We start from the raw sequence: 14,531 nt of genomic DNA on the forward strand, positions 1-14,531 counted from the left end.
CTACTCACCACGGTGCCTCGAGTTCGTCGAGGTCTTCGTACACCTGCGTGATGGCGGCGATGCGCCTGCGGGTTTCGCGCACGTGTGCCCCCATCGCGCCCGTCGCGAGCAGGTTGATCAGGCTCATCGCAGTGGCGTAGCTGTCGAAGGCCGAAGCGCTATCGATCGGGCATTCCAGCCAGACCGCCGCGCCGTCGGCATGTTTGCGGGCAGACGGGTCGGCGATCAGCACGAGCGGAATCCCCCGCCGCTGGATCGCCGCGACCAGCTGCCCGAAGCCCGCAGTGCGGCGCCGAAAACCGAGCAGAACGACCACGTCGTGCGGGCCGAGGCCGGCCAGATCCTCACCGATCGACTGCCCGGGCAGCGGCGCAAGTCGTACGCTCTGGCAGGCCTGGGCGAGTTGCTGGCGCAGGTGCAAGGCCAGCGGGTAGCTATTGCGCAGCCCGATCACGACGACGTTGCCGGCGTGCGCGATCAGCCGAGCCGCGGCATCCAGTCGGCCGTCTTCGAGGTTCTGCAGCAGCCGGCGCAGGTTCTCCTGCTCACCCTCCAGGTGCGCGGCCAGACGCGACGGCGTACCGGCGGATGCTCCCGGCCCACCCACCGGGGCGCCGTGACTGCGCAGGGTGCGCGCGTGTTCGCGAACCTCGGCGGAATCCTGAAAGCCGAGCCGGCGAAACAGCCGCGACACGGTGGCCTTGGACACACCGCTCAGCCGGGCCAGCTCGGACGCGTTATAGACCGCGAGATCACTCAGATGATCGAGGAAGAAATCGGCAACCCGCTGCTCCTGCGGCGATAACTCGCCGTAGCGACCGTCGATGCGCTGCCCGATGTTCATCGTGTCCGTCACCTCAAAGCCGCACGTGCGTCGAACTCGGAGTCCATCTCGTCCGCGTCGTACTGGTCGGCCAGGGCCAGTACCGCTGCTTCGAACGCATCAAGCGCGACAGCCACGTCGGCCTCGGTGACCGATTCGTCGGGGTGGTGACTGACGCCGCCGAGGCAGCGCACGAACAACATGCCGATGTCGGTGAGCGCCGCGATCGCCATGGCGTCGTGGCCGGCCATCGAGAACAGCGTCGGCGACGACTCACCACCAGCCAAGCGGATGCCGGTCGCCACGGCCGCCCGCAGGTGCGGACTGCAGTGCGCGGCCGGCGCGCCATGAGTCTGAACGCTCGTCAGCGTCAGCCCTCGACGTTCGCAAATTTGCTCCGCCGTCTGCTCGATCAGGGCCCACGCCCGGTCACGTTGCGGATCAAACTCGCCGCGCAGGTCGAGACTGAACTCGACCCGGCCCGGAATGACATTCACCGCGTCGGGAAAGAGCGCGAGGTGACCGACCGTGCCGATGAGTTTGGCTTCGCGCGCGATGCTCTCGATCGCAAGAATGACCTCGCTCGCCCCGGCCAGGGCATCTCGGCGCAGCGCCCACGGGGTGCCGGAGTGCCCGGCAGCCCCCTCGATCACGACCTGGAACCGTCGGGCTCCGGCGATCGACGAGACGACGCCGAGCGCGAGGCCGGCGTCGTCGAGTACCGGGCCCTGTTCGATGTGCGCTTCGAGGTAGCCGATGAGTTCGACCGGGGTGCGCGCCGCCTCGCCGATCAACGCCGGGTCGAGGCCAAACGCACGGTAGGCCGCGTCGAGGCTCACACCGTTCGCATCGAGCAGGCCCCACCACTCGTTCTGCCAGGTTCCGGCGAGGGCGCGGCTGCCGAGCAGGGTGGTGCCGAATCGGGTGCCCTCTTCGTCGCCGAAGGCGGCCACCTCAAGGGCGAACGGTAGGGGGCGACCCGACAGCGCGAGGCGTTCGGCCACGGCGATGGCGAGCAGCACCCCGAGGATTCCGTCGTACCGGCCCGCCGCAGGAACCGTGTCGAGGTGCGAACCGAGCAGCAGCGCGGGTAGCCCTGGGGCGGCTCCTTCGAGCCGACCGCACTGGTTGCCCGCGGCATCCTGCCAGGTGGCCAGGCCGGCCGCGGTCATCCACTCGGCGGCGAGGGCGTTCACTGCGGCGTGTTCGGGCGAGAGGTAAACCCGCTCGATCAGGGCGTTCGGAAGGGAGCTGTGCCGCGCGAGCTCATCGCAGCGGGCGAGAATGCCGGCCGCAGTCGTCACAGGGCATCCTGTCGGGCGTTATCGGCGTACACGTCGTAGGCGGCGCCCACACCGCTGCCACCGACAACGGATGCCCCGGCGCGGCGCAGCACCTGCTCGAGCGCGGCCAGGGTGGTCAGCACGGTGTCTTGGCGGGCGTTGTAGCCCATGGTTCCGATGCGCCAGATTTTGCCGTGCAGCGGACCGAACGAGGTCCCGATTTCAATGCCGAAGTCGTTCAGCAGGGCGCCGCGCACACTGTCGCCGTTCACGCCGTCAGGAATCACGACGGCGACGACGTTGTTCATCTTGTGCCCGAGGTCGCCAAACGTATCGAGGCCGAGACCCTGTACGCCGGCCAGCATCGCCGCACCGTGCCGACGGTGCCGCGCAACGGCCTGCGGCAGCCCTTCGTCGACCAGTAGGCGGGCGCATTCGCGGGCACCGTAGAGCATGGTCGTGGCCTCGGTGTGGTGATTGAGCCTCTTCGGACCCCAATAGTCGAACAGCATCGACAGGTCGAAGTAGTTGGACCGGATCGGGTTGGCATTCGCCACCTCCCCCGGTTCGCGCAGCCCGGCCTCGATGCTCCTGCGGGCGTTGATCACGCCCGCGGCACGTGGCGAGAACGTCGACGGCGCCGACCCGGACGGACCGGCCAGGCATTTCTGCAGGCCGGCGGTGACGGCGTCGAGGCCCCAGGCATCCGTTTGCACCGTATTGCTGCCGAGCGAGGCGGTGACGTCGGTGTAGAACAGCACGCCGTGGCGGGCGCAGATCTCGCCGAGTTCGTCGAGCGGCTGCATCATGGTGGTCGACGTGTCGCCGTGCACGATGGCGAGCAGTTTCGGGCGGGTCTCGGTGATGGCCTGTTCGATCGCGGTGGGGGTGAAGACCTGGCCCCAGGGCACTTCGCGCACGTGCACCTCGGCGCCGGCGCGTTCGGCGATTTCGCGCAGCAGATGGCCGAAGCGACCGAAGATGGGCACGAGCACGCGGTCGCCGGGTTCGATCAGCGAGACCAGGGCGGCCTCGATGCCGGCCCGGGCGGTGCCGTCCACGAGCAGCGTGTGCTCGTTCGTGGTGCCGAAGACGGTGCGGTACAGCGCTTGCGTCTCGGTCATGTAGCCGGTCATGGCGGGGTCGTACTGGCCCACCAGTTGGGCCGCCATGGCGCGGAGCACTCGGGGATCGGCGTTGATCGGGCCGGGACCCATGAGAAGCCGCGCGGGCGGGTTGATCGGAAGGCTGGAAATGTGTTTCACTCCCTCGGCATGGTGAAACAGGTGTTTCAGGTGCTCATTTTAGGCAGCAGACATTTCACGCACGTTACGGGAATGTCGCAGTACTGAAACCGGGTGGCTCAGGAGAGCACTCCGGCCAAATCGGAGGCGGCATCCACGAGCGCCAGGTCGCTGAACCTCGGGCCAACCAGACACAGCCCGAGCGGTGCACGGCCCACCGACAGCAGCGGCGCCGACAGGGCCGGGTAGCCGCCGATTGCGGCCAGGCAGGTCAATGCGAGGGTGGAACTGCGGGTGCGATCGAGGCGTGCCGGGTCGTTGTCGCGGTGGGGCGCGGTCGACGTGGTACTCGGCAGCAGCAGGACCCGGTCGTTCAGAATGTGGTCCAGCCGTTCGCGGGCGACACCGAGCACGCCCCGGGCCGCACGGTCGGCGCTGCCGGTGACCTGCGACGCCCAGGCGAACCGTGCGGCCACGTCGGGCCCCAGTACGCCGGGGTGCGCGCGCACCCACCCGCCGTGGATCTGCCAGGCCTCGGCCGCCTGCACGGTACGAAAGGCCCGGAACAGGGCTGCGATATCGCCGACGTCGACGAGATCGACCGGCAGTCGGCTGGCAGTGCCGAGAAACGCCGCCTGCACGTCGTCCTCCAGACCGAACACAACGGATGCCGCCACCACATACTTCTGCGGCGCAATACGTTGCAGGTGCGATTCCACTGACGCGTCCACGGCCGCCCGAAGCACGACGGGGCTGCGGGTGAGCCAGCCCACCGCATCGAACCGTGGCGCGAGCGGCAGCAGTCCACTGCGATTCACGGCGTCCTGGGTGCTCCGAAGGCCCCACAAACCTTGGTACGACGCGGGCACGCGGATGGACCCAGCGGTGTCGGTGCCGAGACCGATGTCGGCGTGGCCGAGCGCGACCGCTGCGGCAGGACCGCTCGACGACCCGCCGGGCAGGCCAGCGGGCACCCGCGGGTTCGGCGGGGTGCCGTAGTGCACGTTGGCTCCGGCGATGCTGTAGGCGAATTCGTCGGTCTGAGCGATACCGCGCACACTGGCGCCGGCGCCGAGGAGGGACCGCAGGGCCGGGGCGCTTTCCGTCGCAACGGACTGCTCGCGCAGGTACTCCGGAATGCCCGCGCCAACAGCAAAACCGGCCACGTCATAGAGGTCTTTGACGGCGACGGTCAAACCGTGCAGCGGGGCGCCGGTTTCGCAGCCGGATTCGCTGCCGATCAGCGGGTTGCCGAGTACCCGCCAGACGCTGGTGTCGAAGGCCGGCACCGCTGCCGAGCGCGCCGAATCAACCACGAAAGTCGGCTACTCGAATGCGGGCGTGCACGCCGGTGACCCGGTCGACCACCTGCGAGATGTTGAAGTCGGTCGCGGCGCTGAGATAGGCGTAGGCGAGGGTGCGATCCATGCCGTAGCGGGCGGCGAGCAGGTTGATTGCCGCCCGCACGCACTCGCGCACGGCCTCGTCGAGGTCGACGTTCAGCCCGGTCGGCACGAGAAAATCCTTCGTCTCGGCGAGTGGGCCGACGATCAAGCCGAACTTGGCGAGGGCATCCGCCTGGCTGATCACGTCGAAACGTACCCTGACGCGTAGGGAGGCCTCCATGGCCGTCAGGGCGACCTCGCCGTCGCCCTGGGCGAAGTGTGGGTCGCCGACGTAGGCGAGTGCGCCGGGAACCTGCACCGGCAGGTACAACGACGACCCGACGGTGAGCAGATTGATATCGAGGTTGCCGCCGTGCGAGCCCGGCGGCACGGAATGCGCCCGCACGTCGCCCGCGACGGCGACGCCCATGATGCCGAGGAACGGGTTCAGGGGAAATCGCACCACCCGGTCGGCGCCGGGATGGAGCGGCAGTGTGCCCACCTGACGGCCCTCGAATTCCTCAACGGCCGCGAACACGCTCACATTTTCGGTACCGAGCGGATACTCGCCCGGCAGGGCGCCGCGACCGTGCCGGTTGGAGATGATTCCGTAGGGCACGCGTGGTGTCGCCTCGAGCACGGTCATTTTGAGCAGGTCGCCGGGCAGGGTCCCGCTCACGTGGATCGGGCCCGTTACTACGTGCGGGCCGTCGCTGCCCGGGTCGCGGTCGATGTCCGAGGCGGCCAGTGCGACGGCGTCGTCGAGTACGAATTCGCGCGGCACGCCGTGTCGGCCGAAGAACGCGGCCGGGTCGCGGCCCTGATCTTCGAGCACACCCTCATGGCTGATGGTGTCGATGACGACCTCGTCGCCCGACTCGACGGTGATCACGCCGACGTCATTCGCGCAGGGCAGACGACCCCAGAGCACGGTATTGATCGTCGCCGGAAGGTAGTGCGTGGAGCCGATGTTGCCGCGCTGCGGCTGGAGAATCAAAGCGGACATCATGGCCTTCCAGACAAGCAGCGTGCCGAAGGATGCGTCGAGCGGCGCATCGTTGTTGATCCGGCGGGGGCCAGGCCGAATCGGTGCGCATCTTCACGCGTCAGGGTAGTAAATATTGGTGCTCTATCTGCGAGCGTATAGCGCCACGGCCAGTCACCCCCGTGGTGGGGGGATCATGGCCGCCGAACGATTGGCCCGTACGATGGCAGGCATGCAGACGTCGCAGCCCGCCAGCCACGCCGCCGGGCTGGTGCTCGCCGCCGGAGCCGGCTCACGCTACGGTCAGCCGAAGGCGCTCGTGTACGACGACGCCGGGCGTTCCTGGCTTCAGCACGCCGTCGACGTGCTGACAGCAGGCGGATGCTCCCCCGTGATCGTGGTGCTGGGTGCGCGTGGGGCGGAGGCCGCGGCGCTGCTAGCGCCCGCGGCATCCGTTCTGCTCGTGCAGGCTACCGATTGGGCCGACGGGCTCTCTGCCTCGCTGCGTGCCGGGCTGCTCTGCGCTCTCGATCAGCCCGGTCTGACCAGCATCGCGGTGGTTCCGGTGGATGTGCCAGACCTGAACGCGGCGACCATTGCTCGGGTACTCGAAGCCAGCACCGAGAACAGTCTGCGCCAGGCCCGGTTCGCCGGGCAACCCGGTCACCCGGTCGTGATCGGCCGCGCACACTGGGAGCCCATCATCGCTGGTGCGACCGGTGACACCGGCGCCGGTCCCTACTTGCGCTCGCACTCGGCCAAGGCCGTCGAGTGCGGCGATCTCGGCACCGGACTTGATGTCGACCGGCCGAACTGAACCGTTCGTAAACTGCCGGGCCCACCTTAGGAAACCGGGACCACGATCTATCGTGGGCCCAGTTTCCAGGCTCGGGCCCGGAAATAGCGGGGCTAACGTCGGGCGGGCACCCGGGTGAGTGCCGCGTAGGCGCGCGACGCTCCGGACTGCAGGGTCAGGGATGCCGCGAGCGCGTCGAGGCGGGCGCGCGCGGAGCCGGTGAGGAGCAGCATCCGCTCGCAGGCCTCCCGCAGGCCGAGCACGGTCGCGGTGTTGGGCGGCAGAGACGTACCGAAGCCGGCGTCGTCGAGGGCGGTCGCCCCGGCGAACTGGTCGGTGGAGAACGGCAGCACGACGAGCGGCACCCCCTCGCGCATCGCCTCGGTGACCGAATTATTGCCGCCATGGGTCACGGCGAGGGCGGCATCCTGCAGCAAGCGCACCTGCGGCAGGAACCCGCGCACCAGCCAAGAGTCGGGGACGGGACCGAGCACGGTGGGGTCGGTCGCCCCGACAGCGAGAGCGACCCGCACCGGCAGGCCTCTCAGGGCGGCGGCAACGCGCGTAAGCACATCACCACGTACCGAGAGAAAACTTCCAAAGCTGACGTAGACCACGGGCAGGGAGTCTGAAGCCAGCCACGCCTCGACCTCGGGATCGACGGCTTCGGTGCGCACGGCCGAGCCGAGAAAGACGTGCGGCGACAGCGACATGGTGCGCTCGGCGGCGTGCAGCTCGGCCGGGTAGTTGAGCAGCAGCACGTCGCCGCACTCCTGGAAGGCGTCTCGGCTCGGCTTTGCCTGGGGGTCAAGCTCTCGCAGGGCGTCGTTCCACTGGGCGGTGAAGTCGTCGCGTACGGCCTCGCACTCGTCGTGGAGCAGGGCGAGTTCCGTGGCGGCGGGCGAGAACACGGCAGGCCAGGCCGGCGGGTAGCCGTAGACCTCGGTGCCAACCGGCAACGCCGACGGATGCCCGAGCACGACGTCGGCGTAGGGCACCTCGGCGCTGAGCAGCCCGAGCCGCGCGCTGAAAGCCAGGTGGTCGACGATGACTTGGTCCGGCTTCACCCGGGCGACGATGCGCTGCACCTCGCGGGCAATCTCCACCGGGTTGTAGAGCAGGTCGTTGCTGCGCGCCTCGGCTTGAAAACGCAGAGTGTCGACCATGCCGCGGCGGGTGGCATCGAAGAAGCCGCGCAGGGCATCGTCTTCACCGACGGGCTGCTGTTCGGCCCGAATCGTGCCGGGGTTGGAACCGCGGCCTAGCTGCAGATTCTCCCGTTCGAATCCGAACGCGGTTACGATGTCGGCCGTCGCGGGACCGGTCGCGACCACGACACGTTCGCCGGCCTGCGCCCAGGCGGTGCCAAGCGTGGCCAGCGGGTAGAGGTGCGAGGCGTAGTCGGGGCTGATGATCAGCAGGGTCACGAGACGCTCAATTCCCAGGCGATCGGCTCGCTGGCCACAGCAACGTCACGGTATACCTCCGTCAGGGTTGACGCCATGGCTTCGATGGTAAACCTGTTCGCGACCATGCTGCGAGCCCGTGCCGCGTTGGCGCCACCATGCGCTCCCGCCGCCAGGGTCAGCGCGTCCGTGATGGAGTGGCCCAGGGCGTCGCCGTCACCGGTGTCGACGAGAAATCCGGTCACGCCGTGCTCAACGTAGGTCGCCGGTCCGCCGCCATTGGGCGCAACGACCGTTAGCCCGGTGGCCATAGCCTCGAGCAGGGCGATGCCGAACTCCTCTTTCATGCTCGCGCAGACGTATACCCCGAACGGAGCCGCGAGGCCGGGGCGTCCGTAGCGGGCGGCGGCCAACCAACGCGCGACCGTGTCGTTGGCGCGGTGTCCGGCCAGCAGCAGCCCCCGGGCCGATGTCGCCGTGCCCGTCACCGCGGCCTGCATACGCTGCAGCTCAATGCCCTCGTCACGCGACGGATGCTCGAGGTCACCACCCACAATCAGCAGGTTGGAACGAGCCTGCAGGCTCGGGTCGCCGCTCCACGCCTCGACCAGGGCGGCCATGCCCTTCACCCGGTGCAGTCGGCCGACGCTGATCAGCAGGGGCAAACCGCGCCGCTCGAGCGGGAGCGTACCGAGCAGGGCGTCGAGCTGATCGAAAGCCAGAGCGGCCGGTTCGGCCTCGGCCCTGGCGTGCGCCTCGCCGGTGACCAGCAGTCTGCCGCCGGTGAGACCGAGCGAGCCGAGGGCATCCGTTCTCGAACGGTCGATCACCGCGAGGTCGATGCCCTCGGGAATGACGGAATGCCGTTCGGGGTGCGCGTCGATGTCGATGCCGATCAGCCGTTCGATGTCCTGCTGCAGTTGCGGGCGCGGAAAGAGCACGGTGTGGGCGGCATCCGCTGCCAAGCGCTGCACCAGGCGGGCACGAAACCAGAAGTGCTCGACGGCGTCGACCGAGCCGAAGTTGGCTCGGGTGAGGGCGCCGCTCGATTCGAGGGAATCGATCACGCCGTGCGGGTCGGGTGCCACGGTGAACACCACCGGAATGTCGAGGTCGCGGGCGACCGTGGCCGCGGCGAGGCTGCCGACGTCGGCCATGCGCAGGTGAATGGCGTCAACCACGCCGGCCGAGCGCAGAATACGCCGGATGCCGCGCTCAGCCGCGATCCGGCGCGGCCAGGCGTCGATGGAGGGCACCGGGCCGCCGACGAAGGGCACTGCCGCGAACGAGTGTCCCGGCTGGGTCGATCCCACGTCGGCGAGGGCGTTGAGCGCGGACTCGTGGCTGCCGCGCGAGATAGTGATAACCCGGTCGATTCCGGCCGCCGCAGAGCCCGGTCCCCCGGCCGGACCGGCGACGAGGGCGTCGCCGAGGCGCACCAGCAGGGTGGCGATGCCGCCATTGTCGCCGGCGCCCACTTGGGAGAGTTCACCGTCGATGTCGGCGTGCAGGAACAACTGAGCGATTGTGGAGGTCTGGTTCCACGGGGCGTGCGCGGTGGCCGGTGCCGTGAGGTCGAACAGAGCCAGTCGGGCGACGGCCGCGAGCTCATTGGCCTCGGCGCTGGTGTCTGCGGCATCCGCTTGCGAGAGCGCGCTGAGCAGCGAGATTATGGCAGGGTTGGAGGCTCGGTCGCCGAGGGCCGCGATCGCGGCCGCGCGGGTATGCAGGTCCTCGGTGGAGTCGGTGGCGACCCGACGTAAGAGCCGCTCTGGAACGCGGCCGGGAATGAGGCCGATGGTTTCGACCAGGCGGGCGCGGGCGTCCGCTTCGGTCGTGCCGAGCAGGGTGCCCTCAAGAAAGAGACCGACATGATCGGCGGCCGAGGTGCCCCATTGCTCGAGCGTGCGCTGGGCGAGCATGCCGCTGAAACCGCCGCCGCGCACGAGCGTGACCAGTCCGGCGATGGCGTCGTAGCGGGGCAGCCGGGTGCCGAGTGCCCAGGCCGCGTGCTCGCGCAGGAAGGCCGCGTCGTGGTGCAACAGTGCCACGAGCACTTCGTCGGCCGAGTCGTCGAAGACCTGGGCGAGGGCGTGCACGGCCGCGATTGCAGTGAGTTGGTCGCTCGGGTCGGTCGCCGCCTGGGCCAGCAAGCGCACCGCCCGAACGCCGCCGTCGCGAGCGGCCGCGACCGTGAGGTCATCGGCCCGCCGAATTCCGTCGAGAATTGTGGCGGCAGAGCGCTGCTGGTCAAGGGCGGTGTGGGTGGCCACGCTGACTCCTCCCCGCGAAAACTAACGCGGATCGATCACGGCGATTCGGGCTCGCCGCCAGTGAACGGGGATCTGTATCGGCCATTTCAGGCCGAGAACGTCACGAATCCGAGCGTCTGTGCGGCCGGATCAGATTTAGCTAGCCGGGCTAGCTAATTCCCCACTCGTCATCATTGCATGAATCAGAAGACTTAAGCTGGGAGATTTCCAATTTTGAGGCCAACCCCATCAATACAAATAGAGCCACGCCCCAATGAATGGAGCGTGGCTCTAAAAAGGAATGTGATTTAGCCGAACAGAGCGGTCACCTTTGTGAGCGTTTGATAGATGCCGAAGGCAAGCGGAATACCCACCAATGCCCAACCTACGATGAGTTGCAGGGTCTTCATGCGCGCGCCTCCCGGGCTGCCGTGCCGACAAGCGGCTTTTCTGGTTCGTGGTAGTCGGAGTGAACCGGTCGTACAAAGAGGTTTGCCACGAAGCCGACGACGAGCAGCCCGACCATGGTGAGCAGGGCTGGCTGGTAGGCGGCGGCGGTCAACTCCCCCGGAGCACCCTGGGCGTCGAGGAACGAGTTCACGATGAGCGGCCCCGCGATGCCAGCAGCCGACCAGGCGGTCAACAACCGACCGTGGATAGCACCCACCTGGAAGGTTCCGAACAGGTCACGCAGGTAGGCCGGCGCGGTGGCGAAACCGCCGCCGTAAAACGAGATGATGATGAAGGCCAGGACCACGTACAGTGCCGTCGTGCTCGGCCCGAACAGAGCCAACAGGAAATACAACACCGTGCCGACGCCGAGGTAGACCATGTAGATGTTCTTGCGCCCGGTTTTGTCCGAAGTGGCCGACCAGATGAAACGTCCGCCCATGTTCGCCAATGACAACAGGCCCACGAATCCACCCGCGACTACGGCCGAGACCAAAGAGTTGCCGTCGTTCTGCCGGAAGAAGTCCTGGATCATCGGGGCGGCCTGCTCGAGAATGCCTATGCCGGCAGTCACGTTGCAGAACAACACGACCCAGAGCAGCCAGAACTGGCGGGTGCGAATGGCGTTCCGGGCCGAAACGTGATTGGTCGTGACGAGCGCCTGCGCCTTCACCCGCGACGGATCGAACCCGGCCGGAGTCCACCCCGGCGCCGGCACCTTGATCGTGAAGGCGCCGAACATCATGTATGCGAGATAGATCACCGCGAGGGTGAGAAAGAGTTTGCCGACGGAATCACCGCTGGCGACCCAGTTCGCCGATCCGGAATTCGGATCGTAGAAGCTGAGCAGGGCGGTTGAGACCGGGCTGGCGATGAGAGCTCCGCCACCAAAGCCCATGATGGCCATGCCGGTTGCGAGGCCCGGGCGGTCCGGAAACCACTTGATGAGTGTGGAAACCGGGGAGATGTAGCCGATCCCCAGCCCGATGCCGCCGATGAAACCGTAGCCGACATAGACCAACCAGAGCTGGTTGCTGAAGATTCCGAGAGAACCGATGAGGAATCCGCCGGACCAGAACAGCGCAGCGACGAACATCGCCTTGCGCGGCCCGTTCGTGTCTACCCAGGTGCCCATGATGGCCGCTGAGAGGCCGAGCATTACGATGGCGATCGAGAAGATGACCCCGATCTGAACCAGGCTGGCATCAAAGTGCGCTACCAGCGCCGTTTTGTACACGCTCGTGGCGTAGGCCTGGCCGATGCAGAGGTGCACGGCCAGTGCTGCCGGCGGGATGAGCCAGCGGTTGAATCCGGGTGGGGCGATGGTGCGGTCTCGATCGAGCCAGCTCATTGAGGTGTCCTTGCTGCCGGAAGGCGATAGCGACGTTGCTGTCGGATAAAAGCCTATCCGAATGTTTCAACCGAATTTTCTATTCGTAACGTGCCCATTTAACACTTTGAGGGTATTTCCCCCGAAGGGCAAGGCAGGATAGACCTATGACACGCTCAGCTCCGATCGAAGACATCAACGAAGATAATCTCGTTGTCACTCCGCCCAAGACCCATGCGGCGGGAGTCGAAGCAGTGGTCGTGGCGCTCGACCGGGGCATCGCCCAGGCCGGCGTCGCGCGCACCGCCCGTTCGCTGCTGCGCCTGAATCAGCGCGACGGTACCGACTGCCCCGGATGCGCGTGGCCGGAGTCCCAGGGACACCGGAAGACCGCAGAATTTTGCGAAAACGGCGCGAAGGCCGTCGCCGAGGAGAGCACGCTGCGCACCGTGACACCGCAGTTCTGGGCCGAGCACTCCATAGCCGAGCTCGCCACCAAGACCGAGTACTGGCTCGGCAACCAGGGCCGCATCACGCACCCCGTCGTGATCCGACCGGGCGACACGCACTATTCGCAGATCTCCTGGGACGACGCCTTCGAGCTCATCGGCGAGCAGATTCGCGCCACCGTGCCCGACCGCTCCGTTTTTTACACCTCCGGCCGCACGGCTAACGAGTCGGCGTTCATGTACCAGCTGTTTGCCCGGTCAATCGGCACCAACAACCTGCCGGATTGCTCCAACATGTGCCACGAATCGTCGGGCTCGGCGCTGAACCCCACAATTGGCATCGGCAAGGGCACCGTCTCCCTCGACGACATTCACCGGGCCGAGCTCATTATGGTCGTCGGCCAGAACCCGGGCACCAACCATCCGCGCATGCTGTCGGCCCTGGCTGAGTGCAAGGATAACGGCGGCAAGATCGTGGCCGTCAACCCACTGCCCGAGGCCGGTCTGTTCAACTTCATGGACCCGCAGACTCCCAAGGGTGTCATCGGAAAGGGCACCAACCTGGCCGATGAGTTTCTGCAGATCAAAGTCGGCGGCGACCTCGCCCTGTTCCAGGCGCTCGGCCATCTGCTACTCGAACAGGAAGCCCGAGTGCCCGGGTCGGTCATCGACCATGAGTTCGTGGCGGCGAACACCGACGGCATCGAGGCCTATCGGGCAGCCCGTTCGATGATCGACTGGGACGAGACCTTCCGCGCCACGGGCCTCGAACGTGCCGCGATCGAAACGGTCGCCCGCATGCTCGTGGCGAGCAAGGCCACCATCATCTGCTGGGCGCTCGGACTGACCCAGCAGCCGCACTCGGTGAATACCCTCAAGGAAATCATCAACCTGCTGCTGCTGCAGGGGAACTTCGGCAAGCCCGGTGCGGGAGCGTGCCCGGTACGTGGCCACTCCAACGTGCAGGGCGACCGCACGATGGGCGTCTGGGAGAAGCCCAAGGAGCCTATGCTCGCCGCCCTTGACGCCGAGTTCTCGATCGTCTCCCCTCGTGAGCACGGCCTGGACTCCGTCGACACGGTGGATGCCTTCGTGCACGACCGAGTCGACGTGTTCGTCTCGATGGGCGGTAACTTCGCCCTCGCCTGTTCCGACACCGACCTGCTCGAAACGGCCATGCAGCGCGTCCGACTCACCGTGCACGTCTCCACCAAGCCCAACCGCTCGCACGTCATGCACGGACTGACCTCACTCATTCTGCCAACGCTCGGCCGCACCGATACCGATGACAAGCATCCGTCTGGCCGCCAGGTGCTTTCGGTGGAAGACTCAATGTCGGTGGTGCGCACCACCCAGGGGCGCCTGGAGCCGGTGTCGGAGCACCTGCTCGCCGAACCCGTCATCATTGCCCGTATGGCCCATGCCACGCTCGGCGACGACCACCCGGTCGACTGGAAGGCGATGGCCGAGGACTACGACGTCATTCGCGATCACATCTCGCGGGTCGTGCCCGGCTTCGACGACTTCAACGCCCGGCTCAAGACGAAGAACGGATTCGTGCTGCCCAACCCGCCGCGCGACACCCGCAGCTTCGCCACCGATATCGGCCTGGCTCGCTTCACGGTGAGCCCGATCGAGTACCTCTCGGCGCCCGAGGGGCACCTGATTCTGCAGACCATCCGCAGCCATGACCAGTACAACACCACGTTTTACGGGCTCGACGACCGCTACCGCGGGATCAAGAACGGGCGCCGGGTCATCTTGATCCACGAAGACGACGTCACCGAGCTGGGCTTTGTCGACCGCGATATGGTTGACGTGATCAGCACTTTCCAGGGTGTCGAGCGTCGGGCCGACACCTTTCGCCTCGTGGTCTATCCAACGCCGCGGGGCTGCGCGGCCGCGTACTTTCCAGAAGCCAACGCGCTCATGCACCGCGAGCTGGTGGCCCGCGAGTCGAACACACCCGGTTACAAGGCCATGACCGTGCGCTTCGTACCGGCCGCCAGGCCGGCCTGAGCGGCGCCTGAGCTGGGCGGCCGCGCGCGGGTGTGGCGCCACTGCGCGGGTTCTGCGCCAAGTGGCGGGCGCGTCCACGGCACCACTGCCAGGCCCTGCGCGGGACCTG

General features: G+C 67.3%; 11 protein-coding genes. 2 read left to right on the top strand and 9 right to left on the bottom strand.

Annotated features, from left to right (window positions below; genetic code table 11):
• Positions 1-4 precede the first annotated feature (4 nt).
• From QMF22_RS11780 to QMF22_RS11800, 5 genes are all read right to left on the bottom strand, one after another.
• Positions 5-856: a MurR/RpiR family transcriptional regulator gene (locus QMF22_RS11780; RefSeq protein ID WP_283453766.1), complete on the bottom strand. Its 852-nt coding sequence runs from the start codon at positions 854-856 to the stop codon at positions 5-7.
• Entirely contained in the window at positions 853-2,127 is a 1,275-nt protein-coding gene (locus QMF22_RS11785; RefSeq protein ID WP_283453769.1) for an allantoate amidohydrolase, read from the bottom strand. Before QMF22_RS11785 ends, QMF22_RS11780 begins: the two co-directional genes overlap by 4 nt.
• Positions 2,124-3,323, bottom strand: coding sequence for a pyridoxal-phosphate-dependent aminotransferase family protein (locus QMF22_RS11790; protein ID WP_283454092.1), 1,200 nt, complete (start codon positions 3,321-3,323; stop codon positions 2,124-2,126). The genes QMF22_RS11785 and QMF22_RS11790 overlap by 4 nt, the downstream gene beginning before the upstream one ends.
• A gap of 146 nt (positions 3,324-3,469) precedes the next feature.
• Entirely contained in the window at positions 3,470-4,666 is a 1,197-nt protein-coding gene (locus tag QMF22_RS11795) for an amidase family protein (RefSeq protein WP_283453771.1), read from the bottom strand.
• A complete protein-coding gene (locus tag QMF22_RS11800) occupies positions 4,659-5,741 on the bottom strand; it encodes an acetamidase/formamidase family protein (protein WP_502846953.1) in 1,083 nt (360 codons plus the stop codon). The genes QMF22_RS11795 and QMF22_RS11800 overlap by 8 nt, the downstream gene beginning before the upstream one ends.
• A gap of 211 nt (positions 5,742-5,952) precedes the next feature.
• Between QMF22_RS11800 and QMF22_RS11805 the strand changes: the two genes are divergently transcribed.
• Positions 5,953-6,537: a nucleotidyltransferase family protein gene (locus QMF22_RS11805; RefSeq protein WP_283453775.1), complete on the top strand. Its 585-nt coding sequence runs from the start codon at positions 5,953-5,955 to the stop codon at positions 6,535-6,537.
• A 92-nt stretch (positions 6,538-6,629) separates the two neighbouring features.
• Here the strand turns inward: QMF22_RS11805 and QMF22_RS11810 are convergent, their stop codons facing one another.
• The 4 genes from QMF22_RS11810 to QMF22_RS11820 all read right to left on the bottom strand — a co-directional run bounded on the left by QMF22_RS11810 (position 6,630) and on the right by QMF22_RS11820 (position 11,975).
• The gene (locus QMF22_RS11810; protein WP_283453777.1) at positions 6,630-7,943 is read right to left on the bottom strand and encodes a glycosyltransferase; all 1,314 of its coding nucleotides are present in this window, start codon (positions 7,941-7,943) and stop codon (positions 6,630-6,632) included.
• On the bottom strand, positions 7,940-10,195 hold the full coding sequence (locus tag QMF22_RS11815) for a glycosyltransferase (RefSeq protein ID WP_283453779.1): 2,256 nt from the start codon (positions 10,193-10,195) through the stop codon (positions 7,940-7,942). Before QMF22_RS11815 ends, QMF22_RS11810 begins: the two co-directional genes overlap by 4 nt.
• A 287-nt stretch (positions 10,196-10,482) precedes the next feature.
• Positions 10,483-10,584: an MFS transporter small subunit gene (locus QMF22_RS17510; RefSeq protein WP_502846946.1), complete on the bottom strand. Its 102-nt coding sequence runs from the start codon at positions 10,582-10,584 to the stop codon at positions 10,483-10,485.
• Positions 10,581-11,975 (bottom strand): OFA family MFS transporter, encoded by a 1,395-nt coding sequence (locus tag QMF22_RS11820; protein WP_283453780.1) that lies wholly within the window; start codon positions 11,973-11,975, stop codon positions 10,581-10,583. The genes QMF22_RS17510 and QMF22_RS11820 overlap by 4 nt, the downstream gene beginning before the upstream one ends.
• A 146-nt stretch (positions 11,976-12,121) precedes the next feature.
• On the opposite strand from QMF22_RS11820, the gene QMF22_RS11825 reads away from it, so the two are divergent.
• The gene (locus QMF22_RS11825; RefSeq protein WP_283453782.1) at positions 12,122-14,422 is read left to right on the top strand and encodes an FdhF/YdeP family oxidoreductase; all 2,301 of its coding nucleotides are present in this window, start codon (positions 12,122-12,124) and stop codon (positions 14,420-14,422) included.
• The last annotated feature ends 109 nt before the right edge of the window (positions 14,423-14,531 follow it).

The sequence above is a fragment of the Cryobacterium sp. PH31-L1 genome (assembly GCF_030063145.1).
Taxonomy (GTDB): Bacteria; Actinomycetota; Actinomycetes; order Actinomycetales; family Microbacteriaceae; genus Cryobacterium.

Excerpts from the sequence above, each read along its gene's own strand:
- QMF22_RS11790 (WP_283454092.1), bottom strand. The coding sequence starts at position 3,323 with ATGGGTCCCGGCCCGATCAACGCCGATCCCCGAGTGCTCCGCGCCATG.
- QMF22_RS11800 (WP_502846953.1), bottom strand. The coding sequence starts at position 5,741 with ATGTCCGCTTTGATTCTCCAGCCGCAGCGCGGCAACATCGGCTCCACG.
- QMF22_RS11805 (WP_283453775.1), top strand. The coding sequence starts at position 5,953 with ATGCAGACGTCGCAGCCCGCCAGCCACGCCGCCGGGCTGGTGCTCGCC.
- QMF22_RS17510 (WP_502846946.1), bottom strand. The coding sequence starts at position 10,584 with ATGAAGACCCTGCAACTCATCGTAGGTTGGGCATTGGTGGGTATTCCG.
- QMF22_RS11820 (WP_283453780.1), bottom strand. The coding sequence starts at position 11,975 with ATGAGCTGGCTCGATCGAGACCGCACCATCGCCCCACCCGGATTCAAC.
- QMF22_RS11825 (WP_283453782.1), top strand. The coding sequence starts at position 12,122 with ATGACACGCTCAGCTCCGATCGAAGACATCAACGAAGATAATCTCGTT.